The organism is Idiomarina sp. HB (genome assembly GCF_048059115.1).
GTDB lineage: Bacteria > Pseudomonadota > Gammaproteobacteria > Enterobacterales > Alteromonadaceae > Idiomarina > Idiomarina abyssalis.
Map to the genome: position 1 here is coordinate 434,807 of NZ_JAYLVU010000002.1, position 21,216 is coordinate 456,022.

Annotated in this window: 19 protein-coding genes and 1 other RNA gene; 15 read left to right on the plus strand and 5 right to left on the minus strand. The window is 49.2% G+C overall.

What is annotated here, in order from left to right; translation table 11 throughout:
- Positions 1-4 precede the first annotated feature (4 nt).
- Genes dolP through VBY75_RS07915 form a run of 4 tightly spaced genes read right to left on the minus strand, consistent with a single transcriptional unit; the run spans position 5 to position 3,324 of the window.
- Positions 5-580: a division/outer membrane stress-associated lipid-binding lipoprotein gene (gene dolP / locus VBY75_RS07900; RefSeq protein WP_199494247.1), complete on the minus strand. Its 576-nt coding sequence runs from the start codon at positions 578-580 to the stop codon at positions 5-7.
- A 5-nt stretch (positions 581-585) separates the two neighbouring features.
- Entirely contained in the window at positions 586-1,128 is a 543-nt protein-coding gene (locus tag VBY75_RS07905) for an SIS domain-containing protein (RefSeq protein WP_199494246.1), read from the minus strand.
- A gap of 2 nt (positions 1,129-1,130) precedes the next feature.
- The gene (locus VBY75_RS07910) at positions 1,131-1,481 is read right to left on the minus strand and encodes a YraN family protein (protein WP_416511883.1); all 351 of its coding nucleotides are present in this window, start codon (positions 1,479-1,481) and stop codon (positions 1,131-1,133) included.
- On the minus strand, positions 1,459-3,324 hold the full coding sequence (locus VBY75_RS07915; protein ID WP_416511885.1) for a penicillin-binding protein activator: 1,866 nt from the start codon (positions 3,322-3,324) through the stop codon (positions 1,459-1,461). Before VBY75_RS07915 ends, VBY75_RS07910 begins: the two co-directional genes overlap by 23 nt.
- A gap of 75 nt (positions 3,325-3,399) precedes the next feature.
- On the opposite strand from VBY75_RS07915, the gene rsmI reads away from it, so the two are divergent.
- A complete protein-coding gene (gene rsmI, locus VBY75_RS07920) occupies positions 3,400-4,254 on the plus strand; it encodes a 16S rRNA (cytidine(1402)-2'-O)-methyltransferase (RefSeq protein WP_222236429.1) in 855 nt (284 codons plus the stop codon).
- A gap of 34 nt (positions 4,255-4,288) precedes the next feature.
- Positions 4,289-4,638, plus strand: an RNA gene (rnpB, locus tag VBY75_RS07925) — RNase P RNA component class A.
- Positions 4,639-4,657: 19 nt separating this feature from the next.
- Here the strand turns inward: rnpB and VBY75_RS07930 are convergent.
- Positions 4,658-6,793: a putative bifunctional diguanylate cyclase/phosphodiesterase gene (locus VBY75_RS07930; protein WP_416511887.1), complete on the minus strand. Its 2,136-nt coding sequence runs from the start codon at positions 6,791-6,793 to the stop codon at positions 4,658-4,660.
- Between the two features lie 223 nt (positions 6,794-7,016).
- Here VBY75_RS07930 and mraZ point away from each other — a divergent pair, with 223 nt between their 5' ends.
- The 13 genes from mraZ to VBY75_RS07995 are packed head-to-tail and all read left to right on the plus strand — an operon-like array spanning position 7,017 to position 21,212.
- Complete coding sequence (gene mraZ, locus VBY75_RS07935; RefSeq protein ID WP_199494241.1) at positions 7,017-7,475, plus strand: division/cell wall cluster transcriptional repressor MraZ; 459 nt, start codon at positions 7,017-7,019, stop codon at positions 7,473-7,475.
- Positions 7,475-8,422, plus strand: a complete 948-nt coding sequence (gene rsmH, locus VBY75_RS07940) for a 16S rRNA (cytosine(1402)-N(4))-methyltransferase RsmH (protein ID WP_416511890.1) — start codon at positions 7,475-7,477, stop codon at positions 8,420-8,422. Before mraZ ends, rsmH begins: the two co-directional genes overlap by 1 nt.
- Positions 8,415-8,732, plus strand: coding sequence for a cell division protein FtsL (ftsL, locus tag VBY75_RS07945; RefSeq protein WP_199494239.1), 318 nt, complete (start codon positions 8,415-8,417; stop codon positions 8,730-8,732). The genes rsmH and ftsL overlap by 8 nt, the downstream gene beginning before the upstream one ends.
- Complete coding sequence (locus VBY75_RS07950) at positions 8,723-10,456, plus strand: peptidoglycan D,D-transpeptidase FtsI family protein (RefSeq protein ID WP_416511892.1); 1,734 nt, start codon at positions 8,723-8,725, stop codon at positions 10,454-10,456. The genes ftsL and VBY75_RS07950 overlap by 10 nt, the downstream gene beginning before the upstream one ends.
- A complete protein-coding gene (gene murE / locus VBY75_RS07955; RefSeq protein ID WP_224797834.1) occupies positions 10,453-11,919 on the plus strand; it encodes a UDP-N-acetylmuramoyl-L-alanyl-D-glutamate--2,6-diaminopimelate ligase in 1,467 nt (488 codons plus the stop codon). Before VBY75_RS07950 ends, murE begins: the two co-directional genes overlap by 4 nt.
- A complete protein-coding gene (locus VBY75_RS07960) occupies positions 11,916-13,319 on the plus strand; it encodes a UDP-N-acetylmuramoyl-tripeptide--D-alanyl-D-alanine ligase (RefSeq protein WP_416511894.1) in 1,404 nt (467 codons plus the stop codon). Before murE ends, VBY75_RS07960 begins: the two co-directional genes overlap by 4 nt.
- On the plus strand, positions 13,313-14,395 hold the full coding sequence (mraY, locus tag VBY75_RS07965; protein ID WP_278358265.1) for a phospho-N-acetylmuramoyl-pentapeptide-transferase: 1,083 nt from the start codon (positions 13,313-13,315) through the stop codon (positions 14,393-14,395). Before VBY75_RS07960 ends, mraY begins: the two co-directional genes overlap by 7 nt.
- 6 nt (positions 14,396-14,401) lie before the next feature.
- Positions 14,402-15,793, plus strand: a complete 1,392-nt coding sequence (murD, locus tag VBY75_RS07970; protein WP_416511897.1) for a UDP-N-acetylmuramoyl-L-alanine--D-glutamate ligase — start codon at positions 14,402-14,404, stop codon at positions 15,791-15,793.
- The gene (ftsW, locus tag VBY75_RS07975) at positions 15,777-17,006 is read left to right on the plus strand and encodes a putative lipid II flippase FtsW (protein ID WP_199494235.1); all 1,230 of its coding nucleotides are present in this window, start codon (positions 15,777-15,779) and stop codon (positions 17,004-17,006) included. Before murD ends, ftsW begins: the two co-directional genes overlap by 17 nt.
- Entirely contained in the window at positions 17,003-18,091 is a 1,089-nt protein-coding gene (murG, locus tag VBY75_RS07980) for an undecaprenyldiphospho-muramoylpentapeptide beta-N-acetylglucosaminyltransferase (RefSeq protein WP_271331847.1), read from the plus strand. Before ftsW ends, murG begins: the two co-directional genes overlap by 4 nt.
- On the plus strand, positions 18,084-19,544 hold the full coding sequence (gene murC, locus VBY75_RS07985) for a UDP-N-acetylmuramate--L-alanine ligase (RefSeq protein ID WP_416511899.1): 1,461 nt from the start codon (positions 18,084-18,086) through the stop codon (positions 19,542-19,544). The genes murG and murC overlap by 8 nt, the downstream gene beginning before the upstream one ends.
- Positions 19,534-20,463: a D-alanine--D-alanine ligase gene (locus tag VBY75_RS07990; RefSeq protein ID WP_416511901.1), complete on the plus strand. Its 930-nt coding sequence runs from the start codon at positions 19,534-19,536 to the stop codon at positions 20,461-20,463. The genes murC and VBY75_RS07990 overlap by 11 nt, the downstream gene beginning before the upstream one ends.
- Positions 20,463-21,212 (plus strand): FtsQ-type POTRA domain-containing protein, encoded by a 750-nt coding sequence (locus VBY75_RS07995; protein ID WP_224797842.1) that lies wholly within the window; start codon positions 20,463-20,465, stop codon positions 21,210-21,212. The genes VBY75_RS07990 and VBY75_RS07995 overlap by 1 nt, the downstream gene beginning before the upstream one ends.
- Positions 21,213-21,216: the final 4 nt, after the last annotated feature.

The window sequence follows — 21,216 nt, forward strand, 5'->3', positions numbered from 1 at the left end:
AGCACTAACGCTTAATGGTTAGTGCTTTAATGACTCGTCCTACACCATCAACATTTCTTGCAACTTCAACAGCAGCCTCTGCTTCCGCCTGACTAACATGGCCTAGCAGAAATACCTCGCCGTTTTCTGTTACCACTTTTATGTTGGTGGCATCTATGGACTTATTATTCGCAAACTTAAGTTTCACTTTACTGGTTATCCAGCTGTCGCCTGCGCGAACCGTTGCAGAAGCTTTTGAGCCAATACGCAGTTGATTGAAAATTTTATTAATGCCATTAGTATCTCTAATGACATCTTCTGCTCTTCTTTTCAAACTCTCGCTGGGCACCTGGCCAATCAACAGCACGTTGGTATCGTAGCTCACCGCAATGACGCGAGAATCCTCAAGCTGCTCATCGTTCCCCAGTTTGGCATTCGTTTTCATTTCAATAGTTTGATCGTCTACCTGCGTGCCTATGGTACGTGGGTCTGTTGCAGACGAGATACCAACTGCGGCAGCGCCAACTGCGACAGCAGCGCATCCTTGTAAGGCTAACAAGCTGATAAAAATGACGGGTAAAGCGAGTTTAGATAAAGTCATACGCGTCAGTGCTCCTGAGGGAAGATAGTATTTTCTATTTGTTCACATAGACCATGGACAATAAATAACTGGGTTTCCAGTATACGAGCGGGATTTAAACTTGGCACACGCAGTTCTATGTCATTAGCCCCTAATAAACCGGAAACAGAGTCATTACCTTCTCCGGTTAGGGCAATGATTAACATGTCGCGGCTAATTGCTGTTTCCATAACGGAGGTTAGTTCTTCATTTTCCTGATTATCGGCTATAACTATCAAAATGTCGCTAGCCTGACCTAAGGCAGCCAGTTGCTTTTGCTTGCCCGAATTGAGGGCCAGCACTGGAAAAGGAGGCCGTTCGAGCTTCATCCCCTCTGTCATGAGATTGGAAAAATGCTGTGCAACCACTCCTGTGGTTCGGTCTCCGCAGCAAAAAACGCGTTGACCATTGAGCAGGTTAGCCACTAACAACTCCACTGTGGTTGCCATGTCATCGGTCAGGCTCTCAACTGCGGAGATCTGTGTCTGTATGCTCTCTGTGAAAAGCGCTTTAATTAGCTCGTCATTCATAATTAGAATGCGTCCTTAAACCATTCAATTTTTGTTGGGTGACCGACTACTGCAATAACGTCAAAACGTATTGCTGCGGTATGTTCGTCTATATTATTACTGACTAAATAGTAACGAGCAGTATGCCTTACACGCCTACATTGTTGCGGCTTAATTTGCTCAAGTACTGAAGCGAAGTGCTCATGTTGCCGATACTTAACCTCGCAAAAGACCCAGTAATCTCCGTCTCGGGCTATAATATCAATTTCACCGCCGTCAATGCGGTAATTTTTGCAAATAATTGTAAGACTATTCTTTTCCAGAAATTCTGCCGACAGTAACTCCGCGTGCTTACCTGTTGCTACTTCCTGCATTATTTGACTCCTTAGCTAAGGCTATTTTCCCCTTAGTAAAGGTAGCCCAGGTTAGTTCACGTTGAACCACTGAGTCATTGATGTGGAGGTTGCCACTAAGTCCGCTCCAGGTAAGCCCCGGCATACGGTTCATCATTTCTAATCGTTGTATTAATGACACACTGTCATATCCCATTGCGGCTAACCTTGCTAGTGAAAGTCCCCAACCATTGCGTAGCTCAAGCCACTGAGTTAAAAGCAAATTATTACCGGCATCTGAAGCTAACCAGGGAATGTCAGAAAAGATAATACCGTTAAGATCAGAATCCCCTAAGCGGTTTTTAAGTTCGTGAGTCGCAGAACTGGCGTACACCTGAATGGGTGCGGCAAAAGGTGAAACACTGACATCAATAAAAGGTTTTAACAGACGAGTTTGTTGTAAGTTTCCCGGCAGATAAATAGCGCTGATATCTCTCCGGCTTCGTTCCTGCTCATCAACAATGATCTTTCCAGCGGCTATTTTCACTGCCCGAATGCGCTGCTGACTGTCAGTTAGCCCCAGAGAGCTTTCCACCGTTGCTTTCATGTCCGCGCGTTCCGAAAAGTAAGAAACTTTGGGGTCTCCCGCCTGCTCATTATCCCAACTCGATTTAAAGGCATCGACCATTCTACGTCCGTTGGACGTATCGGCGGCGATGATCATGGCACTTTTAGCTCCTGGAAGTTTCTGATTGATGCGCTGTGCAGCTTGCCGGGCTTCTGTATCAGGAGTTAAGGCGAAAAATGCGCTATTAGCAGAGGAGTCCGCTGATTCTCTTTCAATCTGGTTTAGAAAAATCTGAGGTACATCACTGGGTTGCTGCTCAGCCCAAAGCGCAACATTCTCTTTTAAAAGGGGACCGATAATACCAACCGGGTTCAGTGACTTTATCTGCTCTTTATGTGCCGCAATGTCACCTTGTTCGCTATCAATAAAAACCACTTGTACTTCTTTTAATTCTCCTGTGCGGGCAATAATGCCATCGCGTACGGCCTGACCTTGTTGTTGGTATTTTCCAGATAAGGGTAATAGGACCGCAATGACGGGTTTGGATGTCTTCTCGTTATCATTCCTGATTTCTGTTTCCTGCCATCTTTCTACCATCTCGACTGCAGCGTGCTCGCTATAGCCTTGCAACCATTGGCTTAGGTAAGCAGACAGTTGTTCCGGGTTGGTCATGGCCTGATGATGGTAGTCAACTAAACGCCACCAACCCGCTAGAGCTAAATCAGTCGGACGTTGCTGTGGGAGCTCAGATTGGGTGACCCGGCTGGCAACAGACCATATGGTTTCTGCGCTGGATTGTTCAGCAAAACGCTGAGCGTCGACCTGCCACACCAAAGCTTGCCAGTAGTTTTTTTGCTGGTAAGCGGCTTGAGACAGCAATTGTAAGCTCAAAGCGCGAAATTCGCGTTGGTTAAACTGTGTATAAACGCTCTCAAGTTCATCAATAACCTGGGGCCATTGTTCTTGTTCTGCTGCCCAACGAGCTTTAGCCAGGTGATAGTACTTTTGACTATGCCGGGTAATTTTTTGAGGGCTTAATTGAGACAACACGGCTACAGCCTGCTGCCATTTTTGTTCATTCTGAAACGCATTAGCTGCGCGTATTAAAGCGGAGTGCTGTTCAATATCGTTGGCGGCAGCGCGGGCTTCATCTAACCAGTCCTGAGCCGATTTTTCTTCAGTTAAACTCAAGTCCTGGTCGGCGACATCTGCGGTTTTGTCGGGCGTTTCAGTTTTCCGGTCAGGGGCAGAGGTACACTGAGTGAGTACCATGAGTGCCAGTAGAGCTAAAAATACAAATGACTGAGTTCTAAACACTGTAAGGTTCCGCTTTGGTGCCTGTTCGGTGATACTATAAACGGCATTGACGTTGGAAACAAACTGAGACTCACTATGACAAACCCGGGGACCCTTTATATTGTACCCACGCCTATCGGGAATTTAGGCGATATGACCGAGCGGGCAATAAAAACATTAGCCGATGTAGCAGCCATAGCTGCAGAAGATACGCGGCATACGCGGAAGTTAATGCAGCATTATGGCATACAAAACGACGTGTTTGCGCTGCATGAGCATAACGAGACTCAGCGCGCGGATGCGGTTATTGAGCGCCTGCAGCAAGGCGATTCCCTGGCATTAGTCAGCGACGCGGGTACGCCACTTATTAATGACCCGGGTTATGTGCTGGTACAACGGTGTCGTCAGCACGGCCTCAAAGTAGTTGCACTGCCGGGTGCCTGTGCCGTAACCGTAGCACTGTCTGCGGCTGGCTTGCCTACCGACCGCTTTGCCTTTGAAGGTTTTTTGCCTTCTAAGCCGCAGCAACGCCGGGCAAAATTAGAAGCCTTAAAAACAGAACCAAGAACCGTTGTTGTTTATGAAAGCCCACACAGAATTCTGCATACCCTGGCCGATATGAATGCCGTGCTGGGGACAGAAAGGCAGCTGGTACTGGCGCGTGAACTGACGAAGCAGTTTGAAACCTATTTAAATGGCAGTGCTGCAGAGTTATTGCAGATTTTAACAGACGACAGCAACCAGCAGCGGGGAGAAATGGTGTTACTGATATCACCCTTGCAGCAAGAAACGGAAGCCAGTGACGGCCCTGGAGAGGCGGCTAAGCGCACCTTGCTGTTGTTACTGGAGGAGTTGCCATTAAAGAAAGCGGCTGCTGTCACTGCGAAAATTCATGATGAACGTAAAAACGTGTTGTATCAGTGGGGGCTGGAGAATAAAAACAAAGATTGAGTTAAAGCCTGGCGCAGCGTAGAATCCTCCGCGGAGAGCTGGCCAGACAATCGCCGCCTGTTTACAGGGGGAGGAAAGTCCGGGCTCCATAGGGCAGGGTGCCAGGTAACGCCTGGGCGGCGTAAGCCGACGACTAGTGCAGCAGAGAGTAAACCGCCGATGGCTGCTTGCAGCACAGGTAAGGGTGAAAGGGTGCGGTAAGAGCGCACCGCGCAACTGGTAACAGTTTGCGGCACGGTAAACTCCACCCGGAGCAAGGTCAAATAGGGGTTCTTTGGCGCGGCCCGCGTTGAACCCGGGTAGACTGCTTGAGGGTCAGGGCAACCTGATCACTAGATGAATGATTGTCCACGACAGAACCCGGCTTATCGGCCGGCTCTCCACCTTATTCCTCTTTTCGACTTCAGAACTGCCATTTTCGCAAAAAGTCTAATAGCTTATCTAAAGTCAGGGGTTCACTAATAAAGTAGCCTTGAGCAAAGTCACATTGTTGTTGCTGCAATAACTCCCATTGCCGCTTAGTTTCCACGCCTTCAGCAATAACGTCGATATCAAGGGCTCTGGCCACCCTAAGTAAAGCGTCTAATAAAGCAACCTGCACGCGGTCATCAGGTGCCTGGTTCAAAAAGCTTCTGTCTATTTTTATATAGTCGACAGGGTAACGCTGCAGGTAATTAATGCTTGAGTAACCGGTACCAAAATCATCAATGGCCAGTTGTACTCCTTGCGAGCGCAGGTAATGCAAAATTTGTAATTGCCGCTGCTTATTACTCATTAACAATGATTCAGTAATTTCGAAAGTGATGCTTTCAGTTGGTATACCGTGTTGCTTGATGCAAGACAGCCACTGTTTAGCGACTTCCATATCGTTCAGCTCTCGCTCTGAGCGGTTAATTGAAACCTCAATAGGGTACCCGGACTTATGGACGGTAACCCAGTCAATACAAGCTTGCTCCAGAACAAATTGCCCCAGCTCGTGAATTAACCCCGTGCGTTCAGCAACCGGAATGAACTCAGCGGGAGAAATGACGTTTCCATCTTCATCTTTCCAACGAAGTAAGGCTTCACATTTGGTGACTTTGCCGGAACTAAAATCAACAATAGGCTGATAAACCAGCGAGAATTCATGTCGCTTTAGGCCGTCCCGCATTCGGTTGTGAATGGTATTCTGGCGTTCGGTTTGCGCTCTTAGTTCGTCATTAAAGAAGTAGTGGGTGCGACGCCCTGCGGTTTTTGCGGCGTACATGGCCAAGTCTGCATTTTTGAGAAGCTCGGCAGCTTTCATGCCATCGTCAGGGTACAACGCAATACCAATGCTGCAGGTGGTTTGTATTTGGTTCTGACGTAATGTAAAAGGTTCGCTTAAATGACGATTAATTTGGGTTGCCAAATCATTAATGACTTCATGTGACTTGAAGCGATTAATCACCACAACAAATTCATCGCCGCCAATACGGGCGATAAAGTCAGAACCCCGCAGTTGACTCCTTAAACGTTCCGCAACTGACACCAGTAACTCATCGCCGGCGTCGTGTCCCAGGCTGTCGTTAACTTCTTTAAAATGGTCAAGGTCGATAAACAAAATAGCAAAATGCTGATCATTGCCGCTCTGAGTTAATTGATTGAGATAGTCAACAAAGGCTCGACGATTAGGCAAGTCGGTGATTGAATCGAAGTTGGCCTGCCGGTCAATCGTTGTCAGAGCTGTCCGTAAACGACTCTGGGTTGCGACCAAATTATACATAAAGGCAATCATTAAGAATGAGAGTGTCCAGCCGGCAATTATGATGATCCAATAAATACTATCGCGTTTAGCCCAGCCATTATCTTTCGGCGCAAGAGCCAGTATCCATTGACCGGAGGATACATCGATTTCAATGGCAACATAGTCTTTTTGCCATACGGATGGATCGCCTCGTTCAAATAAATCGTTGTTATTTGCATTCTTCTTCTGTACCGAAAAGAGGTAATCATCAACCGAGGTCAGGCCGCTACTGATCATTAACTGGTCAATATCAATAACAATCGCAATAACGCCCCACAGCGAGTTATCGATAAAAACCGGAGCCCGTGCAATTAGCGCCCAGCCGCCTTGCACTAATTTGACAGGGCCGTCAATAATGATGCTTTTGCGTTGAATGGCTTCCTGAACACTCTTGAACTGTTCGGGTGAAGCTCGGTAATCAAAACCTAGCGCGTCCTGGTTTGGAACTAAAGGATAGAGAAACTCGATAATAAGATCAGGGGCCAGAGCCACATGACGAACAGGGAGGTCATTGTCTATTAGCTCTTGCACCAGTAAACGATAACGTTCTGCGGAAATGTCAGGGGAAAGTTTTATTTCAGCCTGCAGCGCACGAGCGGTGGTCAGCGAGGAATTAATCTGGCCTTCGAGTGCGGCGCGTAACCTGCCTAAGCGTTCGGTAGCCACACGCTTACGTGACTCTATCACTTGCGAGTGTTGATTCTCCGCAAACCAGATAACGCCGGTCACCAGCACGCAAAAGCTTACCAATATGACAAATAAGTAGCGCTTCATTGAGTATCACAGCTAGCTAAAACTCAGTCGAGTATCGCATAAAAATCGCACAACCCATAGCGGAAAAACTATTTTGCACGTTGCATCAAGCGCTTAATGTAAATTTCTGTGAAGCCCTGACAAATAAAGAGGTTTTTTCTTGACAGTGGGAAACAGTGACACCTAGACTGTAACATTGTGGGGATTTGTGGATAATAGTGGATCACAATGATCAGGTGGGATCATGTTCCGAGGTGCAACAACATTAAGTCTGGATAGCAAAGGACGTTTGGCCATACCGGCCAAGTACCGTCATGCGTTGTCATTAGACTGTGAAGGCAAAATGGTCTGCACGATTGATATTAAGCAACCGTGCCTTTTGCTGTACCCGCTTCCTGAGTGGCAAATCATAGAACAAAAACTCACTCGATTATCCAGTATGAACCCCGCAGAACGTCGCTTACAGCGGCTTCTGTTAGGCCATGCCGACGACTGTGAAATGGATAAAAACGGTCGTCTGTTATTGTCAGCTCCATTGAGACAACACGCCGGTTTAGAAAAAAAACTGATGCTTGTCGGGCAGCTGAATAAATTTGAAGTTTGGGATGAAGACGCCTGGCATGAACAAGTGGCGCAAGATATGGATGTTGAACGCGAAGGTGACTTTACTCTCAACGAACGACTAGAAGACTTTTCATTATAATGATAACAACGTCACCGCAACACGTTTCGGTGCTACTGGAAGAGTCGATACAAGCATTAGCGACTGATCCGCAAGGCACATATATTGACGCCACATTTGGTCGTGGCGGACATACACGTGCGCTTCTTAATCAGTTAGGTGACAAGGCCCGGGTAATTGCTCTTGACCAGGACCCTGAGGCCATTGCTGCGGCAAAATCCTTCGAAGACGACCCCCGTTTTCAAATTATCCACACTCCTTTCTCAAACCTGCAACAGGTGCTTGATGACTTGCAACTGAACCAGCAAGTGACGGGTATTTTATTTGACCTTGGTGTCTCCTCCCCACAATTGGACGATGCTGAGCGAGGCTTTAGCTTTATGCGTGACGGTCCGCTGGATATGCGGATGAACACCACTAGCGGCGAAACAGCGGCTGAATGGCTTAATCGTGCAGAAAAAGACGACATTAGTTGGGTTCTTAAAGAGTATGGTGAGGAACGTTTTGCTCGCCGTATCGCCAGTGCCATAGTTATGGACCGCGAGAAAAAGCCTTTCACCCGCACGAAGCAGCTTGCGGAAATGATTGCCCGTGTGAGCCCGGTAAAAGAAAAGCAGAAACACCCGGCAACGCGCACATTTCAGGCCATACGAATTCATATCAACCGCGAGTTAGAGCAAATAGAACAAGCTCTCGAAGCGTCACTTTCTGGTTTGAAAGAAGACGGGCGGTTGGTGGTTATTAGCTTCCATAGCCTGGAAGATCGCTTAGTTAAACGCTTTATCCGTAAACACAGCGAGGGCAAGCAGTTGCCGCCGGGCTTACCAGTAACTGAAGCCGAACGGAATAAAGACAAAACATTGGAAAAAGTGGGTAAAGCGATTAAACCGGGCAAGGCAGAAGTCCAGGAAAATCCGCGTTCACGTAGCTCTGTGCTGCGTATTGCCAGGAGGGTTCGCAATGACTAAACAGCGTTACCCAAGCCTGACCAAAATGTTACTTCAAGATCTGCTACAACATAAGTGGATAGTGTTGCTGAGCGTGGTGGTTATTGTTAATGCACTAAGCATTGTTTATATCGCGCATTTGAATCGGCAATTAACTGCTGAGCGCGACGACTTACTCTCGTATCGCGACACTCTGGACAGAGAGTGGCGGCACCTTGTGATTGAGCAGAACTCGCTGACTGAACACAGTCGAGTGGAGCGTATCGCGCAGGAACAGCTTGGTATGCGTGACGTTGCGCCAGAGCAGGAGGTACTTGTCTCATGGCAGTGACTCGTCGCAAAAAACGTGCAGAGCCAGCTGGCACTCGCTGGCGTTTTTATACCGCAGTGTTTTTACTGTTCGGTGTTTTTTCCGTACTCATTGCACGTGCTGCCTATATTCAGGTCATTAGTCCCGATGCGTTTTCGCTGCAGGGCGATATGCGCAGTTTAAGGTCAGCCAGTGTTGCGGTTGAACGAGGAACCATTGTTGATCGCAATGGCAGAGAACTGGCGGTCAGCGTTCCGGTAGAAACCGTGTGGGCAGATCCCAAGCGAATTGCAGAAAAAGATGCGTTGGCAGACGAGCGTCGCTGGCAGGCTCTCGCGGAAACCTTCCGCATGAATCGCAATGAGCTGGTGAGCAAAGTGGACGATGAGTCAAAACGCTTTGTTTATCTACAGCGAAAAGTGACGCCGTCAGAAGCGGATTACGTGAAACAATTGAAAATACCGGGTGTGTATTTAAAAACTGAGTCTCGGCGCTATTATCCAACAGGTGAAATCAGCGCTCATTTAATTGGGCTGACCGATATCGACGGTGCAGGCCAAGAAGGCCTCGAATTATTGTACGACGAACACTTAACCGGCACACCGGGCAAACGAGTTTATCGCAAGGACGCGCAAGGGCGGGTTGTTGAAGAAATTAGTCAGACAGACGCACAACAACCAAAACAGCTGACACTGAGTATCGACCAACGTGTTCAGGCAACTGCTTACACCGAACTGAAAAAAACCGTGCGCTACAATCAGGCAACTTCAGGCTCGGCAGTAGTGCTTAATGTCGAAACCGGTGAAGTTCTGGCTATGGTCAATAGCCCGTCCTTTAACCCAAACAACCGTGCGGAATTGCAGTCTTTCAGAATGCGTAACCGTGCGGTAACTGACAGCTACGAACCAGGCTCAACGATGAAACCTCTGGTGATTCTCAGTGCGCTAGAGAATGGCCGACACAAAGCGGGCGATAGCATTGATACCAGCCCGGGCTGGTTGAGAATTGGCGGACGTCGCGTCAGTGACCCTCGCAACTATGGCGAACTGTCGTTGACCGAGGTGCTGAAACATTCCTCCAATGTTGGGGTGACCAAAATAGCTCTGGATTTGGGCATTGAACCACTATTGCAAACCTATGCCGACGCAGGCTTTGGTAACGATACCGGCATTGCTCTATTGGGGGAAAGTATCGGCATTTTAGGCGATCGTCGCCGCTGGTCTGAATTTGAAATTGCGACGCTTTCATACGGCTACGGGCTGTCAGCAACGACTCTGCAGCTGGCGAATGCCTATAACATTATTGCAAACGGTGGTTTGAAACGGCCGCTTACAATATTCCGTCAGGAGTCACCGTTACCCGCTGAGCAGGTGTTTAATCCGGATAACACGAGAGCTGTTATGCATATGATGGAAGAGGTGGTGCGAGACGGCACGGCCAAAGCAGCTCAGGTTCCGGGGTATCGTGTAGCGGGCAAAACCGGGACAACAAGAAAAACGAAGACCGGTGGTGGTTACGGCGACGAGTATGTTGCTTTATTTGCTGGCATTGCGCCGGTCAGCGACCCGAAAATTGTTGTTGTGGTCACCATAAATGAGCCGGGTACCGATGACTACTATGGCGGTACAGCGGCGGCACCCGTATTCTCAAAAATTGTGTCTCAGACCATGCGTCTGCTGAATGTCGCGCCAGATAACATTGAAGACACTCGAGTTCGTGCTGCTGGCTTCGGGAGTGATGAATGATGAAACTGGCTGAGTTATTAACCATGCTACCCGCTTCATTCGCTATTCCGGATGTTACTGTCAGTGGAATAAAATTAGATAGCAGGCAGGTTGCAAACGGCGACGTATTTGTTGCGATCCCTGGTTATGAAACCGATGGACGGGCTTATATTGATGCCGCTATAGATGCCGGCGCGGTAGCGGTTATTGCTGAAGCGCCCGGACTTGCGCTGGAACACCGCCGAGGTGCTGTGGTGGTCGGCTTTAGCGGTGTGCGCGAGCACTTGTCACATATTGCAGGCACCTTTTTTGGTCACCCGTCAGAGAAAATGCAGCTGGTTGGTGTTACCGGAACTAACGGGAAAACATCGGTCACTCATATTATGGCTCAGTTGGCAAAAGCTCTGGGCATGGAAGCGGCGGTTATTGGTACCACAGGTAGTGGGCTTATCGGACGTTTGTTGCCTGAACGGCATACGACTCCAGATGCAGTTACCGTGCAACACCGACTGGCGACATTACTTGCAGAAGGCGCAGAGCTTGTGGCTATGGAAGTGTCTTCGCACGCTTTGATTCAGCGCCGTGTCGAAGCACTGCACTTTTCCGCGGCCGCTATTACCAACATCAGCCGTGACCATCTGGATTACCATGGCACCATGGAAAATTACGTTGCAGCGAAACAACGACTATTCGCCGACTTTGGTGTGCAAAACCGAATAGTTAATGCCGATGACGACACCCTGAGTCAGTGGCATAAAGACAACTTAGCGGATCTATGGATAAGCCTTAATGATAGCTCGGTAGAACCGTGCTTGCGTGCAACGGGGCTTCAGTTCCATGAGCAAGGCTCAGTATTTCAGATCAATTGGCAGGGCGAATCCTGCACCGTTGAGACACCTCTACTGGGGCGCTTTAATGTTTATAACCTGCTGTGTGCTGTAGCGGTTTTATTGAAGTTCAATAAGCCTCTGGCGGAAATTGGCCAGGCTTGCCGCAATTTGCTACCGGTTCCCGGGCGCATGGAAGCTTTTCATAACAAGCAGTCGCCATTAGTGGTGGTTGACTATGCGCACACACCAGACGCTTTACACCAGGTATTAAGTGCTTTGCGGCTGCACTGCAAAGGTCGTTTATGGTGCGTGTTTGGCTGCGGTGGCGACCGTGACCGGGGTAAACGCCCACAAATGGGCAAAGTCGCTGCAGACTACGCCGACGTCGTGGTTGTTACAGACGACAATCCAAGAACTGAGCCAGCGCAACAGATTATCGAAGACATTCTGACAGGTATTGCGGATAAAGAGCGGGTTAAAGTCTGGCCCGGCCGCCGCGAAGCAGTGATAAAAGCCATGCAGGAAGCAGCGCAAGACGATGTTGTTCTGCTGGCAGGCAAGGGACATGAAGACTATCAGGTTATCGGCACCCAACGTGTGGATTACAACGAAAGAGCAGTCGTGAGTGAATGGCTGCAAGGAGACTGCGCATGATTTCAGTATCACTGGAGTGGATCGCGGAACAGGTGGAAGGCCGCCTGGTTGGCTCTGATTGTAAAATAGACAAAGTATCAACGGATACGCGTGCGGATCTGCAGGACGCACTTTTCATTGCCTTAAAAGGAAAGAACTTTGATGCGCACGACTTCGTTGAGCAAGCTATAGCCAAAGGTGCTGCTGCCGTTATTTGCGAAAAGCAGCAGGACATTGACTGTCGGCAAATTATTGTCGAGAACAGCCGCCATGCACTAGGACGCCTGGGCGCAGCGGTGAAAGCCAGGGTTGCTCCGAGAACCATCGCGGTTACCGGCAGTAATGGTAAAACCACAGTAAAAGAAATGCTGGCGGCCATTTTATCAATTCGTCATCCGGTATTGGCGACTCAGGGCAACTTTAATAACGACATTGGTGTTCCTTTGACTCTGCTGCGACTGGAAGAACAACATAAATACGCGGTGGTTGAGCTGGGAGCGAATCACCCCGGAGAAATAGGCTACACCACTAATCTGGTCAAGCCCGACGTCGCTATTCTAAATAACGTAAGTGCTGCACACGTTGAAGGTTTTGGCAGTTTACACGGCGTAGCTCGTGCGAAAACTGAAATTTTCCGTGGAGTGGGGAGCCAGGGAACGGCTGTTACCCCCCGCGATTCCGAGTTTTACCCATGCTGGGAGCGCGCTTGCACTAATATGAACTGGAAAACCTTTGGTTTAACCGACAGTTCGGACGTGTTTGCCACAGATATCACTCTTAATGGAGAAGGACACCCGTCATTTACGCTTCATTTAAATGGGGAAGCCCGACAACTGACTTTAAAATTGAGCGGTCAGCACAACGTCTTAAATGCGCTTTCTGCGTCGGCTGCGGCCAGCGAATTGGGGATATCTCTGGATGATATTGTTACCGGTTTAGAGAAGGTTCAACCGGCAAAAGGGCGTTTAACTAGCATAAAAGTGAGTGATCACTTACGTATCATTGACGACACATACAACGCCAGCGTTGCTTCCACCAAAGCCGCTCTCGATTTGCTTGGAAGCTACAAGGGTTATCGAATTTTTGTCCTTGGAGACATGGGCGAACTAGGAGCTGATGCAAGAGCCTATCACGAAGAAATTGGTGAGCATGCTATTGGCTCCGGTATCAACAATTTATATAGCCTGGGCGTACTCAGCCAAAGTGCCAGCGAAGTCTTTAACGGCAATGGCGGCAAGCACTTTGGAAGCTTGCAGTCCCTGGTTGACTCTGTTTTACAAAGACTTACAGAACAGACAGGTAAACAGCCTGTCACAGTGCTGGTTAAAGGCTCACGCTCTGCACATATGGAGCGCGTTGTTGCAGCAATACAGCAGGCTGTCACAGTTGATGACAGCACAGAGGAAAAGCACGCATGTTAGTTTGGTTGGCGGAGTACCTAACCCAGTTTGAAAGCGCGTTTAACGTGTTTTCCTACTTGACCTTACGGGCAATACTGAGCGTTTTAACCGCTTTAGTTTTGTCATTGTGGTTAGGACCAACATTAATTCGCCGTTTGCAACGTCTGCAGATAGGACAAACGGTACGGGACGATGGCCCCGAAAGCCATCTAAGTAAAAGCGGTACACCGACCATGGGCGGTGTCTTGATACTAGCGGCGGTGCTGGGTTCATCACTACTCTGGGCCGACCTGGAGAATCGCTATGTATGGGTTGTGTTATTAGTAATCACCGGCTTTGGCATTGTGGGTTTTGTTGATGACTACCGCAAAGTAGTGCGCAAAGATCCGAAAGGTTTAATCGCCAAATGGAAGTACTTCTGGCAGTCGGTTATTGCCAGTATCGCAGCGGTCTACCTTTACTGGAGCAGCACTCAGGGCGCCGAGACGGCACTGATTGTTCCTTTCTTTAAAGACGTTATGCCGCAACTGGGCATGCTTTATTTGTTGATGGCCTATTTTGTCATTGTCGGTACCAGCAATGCGGTGAACCTCACTGATGGCTTAGATGGGCTGGCGATTATGCCGACCATTATGGTTGCCGCAGCATTGGGCATTTTTGCTTATGTTTCCGGCAACGTGAACTTTGCTGAATATCTGCAAATTCCTTATTTACCCTTAACCGCCGAATTGTTGGTGGTCTGCACCGCTATTGTTGGTGCTGGGCTGGGGTTTCTATGGTTCAACACTTATCCGGCACTGGTATTTATGGGCGATGTAGGCTCTCTGGCCTTAGGCGCTGCACTTGGCATTATCGCGATACTGGTCCGCCAGGAGTTGGTACTGTTTATTATGGGCGGCGTATTTGTCATGGAAACGGTTTCCGTGATGCTGCAGGTGGGCTCTTACAAACTGCGGGGCAAACGTGTTTTCCGCATGGCGCCAATTCACCACCACTACGAATTAAAAGGTTGGCCTGAGCCACGAGTCATTGTGCGTTTCTGGATATTGTCGTTAATTTTTGTACTGATAGGACTCGCAACCTTGAAGTTGCGTTAAAAAATAATGAAAAAGATAGCCTGGCAGAATATGAAACACATTGTTGTCCTCGGTCTTGGAAAGACCGGGGTTTCTGTGCTGCGCTATTTACAAAATAAAAAGCAACAGGACAAAAAACTGGCAAATGTTCAGATTCGGGTATTCGATTCGCGCAGTAATCCTCCTGGTCTCGACGAAGCCAAACAAATATTGGGCGATACTGAATTCCTGAATCGTCGCTGGGAGTTGGAAGACACGCTGGCGGCTGACTTAATTATTACAAGTCCGGGCATTGATCTGCGCGAAGAACCTATCGTTTTAGCCCGGGATGCAAATATTCCGGTGGTTGGCGACGTCGAACTTTTTGCTCAAGAGTCGAATTTACCCGTCATTGCAGTAACCGGTTCTAACGGTAAATCCACTGTTACCCGAATGGTTGAGTTTATTGCTCAGAAATGCGGTAAGAATGTGGTTGCAGCCGGCAATATTGGTCTGCCGGTGCTGGAATTACTGCAACAAAAAGAGCAGCCTGACGCTGTCATGCTGGAACTGTCCAGCTTTCAACTGGAGTCTGTAAGTAGTTTAAATCTAAAAGCTGCGGCACTTCTGAATATTAGTGCCGATCACATGGATCGCTACGGCACCATAGAAGAGTATGTTAAAGCCAAACAGCGCATTTTTACTAACGCGAAGACCTGGGTATTAAACCGACAGCAGCAGGACACCTGGCCACATCCAATTACCGGTAATTTAATGAGTTTTGGCGATGACGCTCATCCCCAGCATTTTGGGCTATTGTCCGGCAATGTTGATCGCTCCAGTGGTCCGGTGGCAGTTACTTACCGCGGTAATGTTGTGCTCCGCGCCGATCAGTTAAAACTGCAGGGCATTCATAACTTAATCAATGTGCAGGCTGCTCTTGCGTTGTGTGAGGGCATTTCAATTGATGTCGAGCAAGCAGCCCGCGCAGTGAAAGAATTTAGCGGCTTGCCTCACCGTTGTGAACTCGTCAGCAGTGACGGTGATGTATTATGGGTTAATGACTCAAAAGCAACCAATATTGGGGCAACGGCAGCGGCCGTCGAAGGCCTTCGGCCAACGGTTAATGGACGTCTATTGCTTATTGCCGGAGGCCATGGCAAAGGTGCGGACTTCCGGGAGCTACAGTCAACTCTGGAGCGCGTCGATATTTTGCTGACTATAGGCGAAGACGGTCCTCGTTTGGGGCAGCTGTTCAACGGCTCGCGTCAGGTTAAGAGTCTGCAGCAGGCTGTTGAGCTGGCATCCTCTCTCGTTCAGGCAGGGGATATGGTTCTGCTGTCTCCGGCCTGTGCCAGTTTCGATCAGTTTGATAATTTCGAGCATCGTGGCGAGAGTTTCCGTCAGGCAGTGGAGGCGCTTTATGTCGACAGTGCGTGAAGAACAACTGAATCTCGAAATACCTGAGAGCCAAGCCAATACTCGGTTACAACAGCTATTCGACTGGTTCCGGGGAACAACCAGTGAGCCTCTTTACGACCGGGTGCTGTTTGTTCTTGCCATGTCGTTACTGGCTTTTGGCTTTATTATGGTGACATCAGCCTCGCTACCAACAGCCGAGCGGCTAACCGGTAACCCTTTTCATTTTGCGATACGTCACGGCGTTTATATTGTTATCAGCTTAGTGATTATGCTGGCGACCTTGAGGGTTCCTACGCAAAGCTGGAATTTGCACAGCGGTAAGCTACTACTTATTGGCTTGATGATGTTATTGCTGGTGTTGATTATCGGCCACGAGGTGAATGGCTCACAGCGTTGGATAAAAGTGGGGCCTATCACTATTCAGTCTGCAGAAATGGCTAAATTATTTTTCTGTATTTACATGGCCAGTTATTTGTCCCGTCGTGAAGACGAAGTGCGCGAAGCCGCCAAAGGCTTTATTAAGCCATTATTCCTGCTGTTTATTGCGGCAGTGCTGCTGTTGATGCAGCCAGACTTCGGTACTGTTGTGGTTCTGTCGGCGACCACTGTCGCTATGCTGTTCCTGGCCGGTGCCCGATTATGGCAGTTCTTCGCGGTATTTCTTACCTGCGTGTTGGCGCTCATTCTTTTGATTATTGTTGAGCCCTACCGAATGCAGCGACTATTAACGTTCTTAGAACCGGAAAAAGACCCTTTTGGTGCCGGTTATCAGTTAATGCAGTCGCTTATTGCCTTTGGACAAGGGCAGTTTAGTGGTGCAGGCCTGGGTAACAGTATTCAGAAACTTCAGTATCTGCCTGAAGCTCATACCGATTTTATTATGGCAGTTATTGCCGAGGAACTTGGTTTCTTAGGTGTTCTGGCTGTCATTGCTACTGTACTTATGCTGGTTTGGCGGGCATTAGTTATTGGTCGTCGCTGTTTAATGCTGGAACAGCGCTATGGTGGATACCTCGCATACGGTATCAGCGTTTGGTTCAGTATTCAGGCCTTCGTGAATATTGGCGTTGCTTCTGGTGCGCTGCCAACGAAAGGGTTAACCCTGCCCATGGTCAGTTATGGCGGTAACAGCCTGATTGTGTCGGCGTTAGCCGTTGGTTTGTTATTACGGATTGACCACGAGCGCCGCATGACGGGTCGCAAAGTTGCGCCGCGCGGAGGTGCTGAATGAACCGCGTTCTAATCGCAGCCGCAGGTACCGGCGGACATATCTTCCCGGCTTTAGCCGTGGCTGAAGAAATGCGGAATAACGGCTGGCAAGTTGACTGGCTTGGTACTCAGGAAGGGCGTTTGGAAAGCCGTGTTATTCCGGCGGCGGGCTTTGCTTTACACAGTATTAGTATGACCGGGGTGCGCGGTCATGGCCTGAAAAGAAAGCTGTTAATGCCATTTACTTTAGCGAAAGCAGTTTTGCAGTGTCGACGTTTACTTAAAACGCTTCAGCCGCAGGTGGTCGCCACCTTTGGTGGTTACGTTTGTGCCCCAATGGGCTTAGCAGCAAAACTCTGCGGTGTGCCATTAGTGGTGCATGAACAAAATGCCATTCCGGGTATGACCACGCGTTTGCTGGCGCCAAAAGCCGACAAAGTCCTGCTTGGCCTGCCTGTTGCTTTGCCGCAGTGGAAACGCTATCCGGTGGTGGGTAACCCTTTGCGCAGCGGTTTATTGAAGCAAGCAGCTGAACAGCCCGACAACTCAAAAATGACCGATGAATTAAATTTATTGGTGGTTGGTGGCAGTTTAGGGGCGCAGGTATTGAACGAAGCGGTACCGGAAGCCGTCAAAGCATTAGATGGTGTAGAGCTAAATGTGGTGCATCAGTGCGGTGTGGGCCGTGAAGATGCCACAGAAAAAGCGTACGGGAATGCGCCGGCTCTAAAAGCGCTTACCGTAGCTGAATTTATTGATGATATGGGCGAAGCCTTTAGCCGGGCCGATCTGGTGATATGTCGTGCGGGAGCTTTAACCATTTCTGAACTGGCTGTTATGGGCGTCGCGTCCATTCTGGTACCTCTGCCTCACGCGGTAGATGACCACCAAACGGCAAATGCGAAAGTCCTGGAAAGCCGTGGTGCGGCAGTTTTAGTACCGCAAACTGAAGTTACCAAAGGTGCATTGCAGCAACAATTAAAACGTTTATTGCATGACAGGCAACAACTGTGGACAATGGCGCGTTTCGCTCGTCAGTGCGCTATGCCAGAGGCAACGCAACGACTAGCAAATGAATGTATGGAATATAAAAAGAGCGATGACTAGCATGACCGCAACCAACGCACAGCCATTTACAATTGTGAACGTACCGGAAATGCGCCGGGTACAGCGAATACACTTCGTTGGTATCGGCGGCGCCGGTATGGCGGGTATTGCGGAAGTTCTGTTGAACCAGGGGTACCAGATATCGGGCTCCGACATCGCTGAGAATACCAATACCGAGCGTCTGCGCAGTCTGGGTGCGACGGTCGTGTTAGGCCATATGGCCGAAAATATTGAAGGTGCCAGTGTGGTTGTGGTGTCCAGCGCTATTAAAACGGATAACGCGGAGCTCATTGCCGCTCACCAGTTACGTGTGCCGGTTGTCCGCCGTGCAGAGATGCTGGCCGAGCTCATGCGCTTCCGTCACGGTATTGCAGTAGCCGGAACACACGGTAAAACTACAACCACCTCATTGGTGGCCAGTATTTTTGCTGAAGCGGATCGCGATCCAACTTTTGTTATCGGAGGTTTGCTGAACAGTGCCGGCTCTAATGCCCGGTTAGGTAACAGTAAGTACCTGATTGCTGAGGCCGACGAGAGCGACGCGTCGTTCCTGCATTTACAGCCGATGGTCGCCATAGTGACCAACATTGAAGCGGACCATATGGACACCTACGAAGGTGACTTTAATAAGTTATTGGACACCTACGTTGAGTTTCTGCATAACCTGCCATTTTATGGTTTAGCGGTTATGTGTGTGGATGATCCTGTGGTAGCCGACTTAATTCCGCGCCTGGGTCGTCAGACCATGACTTACGGCTTTAGTGAAGCCGCAGATATTCGGGCTATTAACTATAAGCAAACCGCCAGTGAGAGCTGCTTTACCATTTTACGGAAAGGCCTGCAGCCATTAGATGTCTGCCTTAATCTGCCGGGCAAGCACAATGTACTGAATGCACTGGCAGCGGTAGCAGTAGCTACGGACGAAGGCATTAATGACCAGGCAATTCAGTCGGCGTTAAATAAATTTGAAGGTATTGGACGGCGTTTTCAGCATTACGGAAACTTTCCTGTACCGGGTAAAAACGAAGGTGAAGTCATGTTGGTGGATGACTACGGGCATCATCCGTCTGAGGTTGCGGCGACCATACAGGCCGCTCGCGAAGGCTGGCCTGAGCGTCGTCTGGTAATGGCATTTCAGCCACACCGATATTCACGGACACGTGACTTATATGAGGACTTCGTCAACGTGCTTTCGCAAGTTGATGTGCTGCTGATGCTGGAAGTTTATAGCGCAGGAGAGACCCCGGTTAGTGGAGCGGACAGTCGTTCTTTATGTCGCTCGATACGACAGCGAGGTCAAATAGACCCTATCTATGTCGCCACAGTAGATGATATGCCTGAGGTGCTGGAGTCGGTTTTGGCCGCTGGTGACCTGCTGTTAACTCAGGGAGCCGGAAACATTGGTGCGCTGGCAAAAAACATAGCGACGGAGGTGCTGAGCAATGAACGCTGAGACCTTTGGTAAAGTCGCTGTCATGCTGGGCGGAAGCTCGGCCGAGCGAGATGTCTCGCTAAAATCGGGAATGGCCGTATTAAAAGGCTTAGTGGCTAAAGGTATTGATGCGCACGCGTTTGATCCGGCAGCACACAGCCTGCAAGAACTGGTTGATGATGGCTACGAACGTGTATTTATCGCGCTGCATGGGCGTGGTGGCGAAGATGGCGCTATGCAGGGTGCACTGCAAGTGCTGGGAATCCCTTATACCGGTAGTGACGTTCTTGGCTGTGCTCTGGGTATGGATAAGGTGCGTTGCAAACAAATTTGGCACGCTTTGGGGTTACCGACAGCCAGCTGGCGGGTCATTACCCAAGATGAAATAGAACAAGTGAACGCCGAGGCCCTGTTGTTGGAGCTTGGTGGGCGCGTCATCGTTAAGCCGGCTCGCGAAGGCTCATCCATTGGTATGAGCAGTGCCGATAGCGCACCGCGACTGGCGGCAGCTTTAAAGCACGCGGCACAGTTTGATGACGACATTCTGGTTGAGCAGTGGATTGAAGGCCCTGAGTACACCATCGGCCTGCTAGACGGAAATGCTTTACCTGTTATTCGTCTGCAGACACCGCATGAGTTTTACGACTTTGAGGCGAAGTACCAGGCGAATGACACGCAGTATCACTGTCCTGCCGGGTTAAGTGATGAAGACGAAGCGAAACTTCGTAGCTTGGCTGAGCGGGCATTTTCAGCGATTGGAGCGAGTGGTTGGGGGCGTATCGATGTTATGCGCAGCGGCAATGGCGACTGGTTCTTACTCGAAGCCAATACCGTTCCGGGCATGACCGAAAAGAGCCTGGTACCTATGGCTGCAAAAGCCGCCGGATTAAGTTTTAACGATTTAGTGGAGCGCATTTTAGCGCAAACACTGGAGCGCTGATGATGGCAGCTGAACAGCGCCTGCGTTCTGTGAACTTTTGGTCGGGTGTGACAGTGCTATGCCTGACTATAGCAGGTGCCTTGGTTGGTATTTATCAGTTAAACCAGGTGCTGACTGACGAACAGCAAGTACCTTTAGCTGAATTAAATGTACAAGGCGAGTTGCAGTATACCGCCAACGAAGAGGTCAGAAAGGCCTTAACGGCAGAACCGTTGGGAAGTTTTTTTACGGCAGATGTGAACGAATTAAGGCGCCGGGTAGAGCAGTTGCCCTGGATACAAAAAGTCTCGATTCGCAAAGTCTGGCCTGACAAATTGTCGGTTTATGTGACGGAACACAAACCGGTAGCCATGTGGAACGGTGATCGCCTGATAAATGAGCAAAGTGATGTTTTTCGGGCAAATATAGAACAAGTGGATACGGCTTTGCCGCAGTTGTTTGGGCCGGAAAACGCCGTAGAGGAAACCTGGAAAGAATTTAACCGGGTGCAGCAAATGTTGGCAGTGAATGGCTTTCAGGTAAGGGCACTAAGGTTAACAGAGCGATTTGCCGTGAGCGTAGTTTTAGCTCAGGGAATTGAAGTGAAATTGGGGCGCGAAGCAACGCTAGAGAGAATAAAACGGTTTATCGATGTGTTTCCCAGCATCGTTGAACATGAAAAAAGTAAAAACAACGAAATCGATACTGTGGATTTACGATATGACACCGGGGCTGCAGTGGCCTGGCGTGAAGCAAAAAGTGAGAGTTAGACGG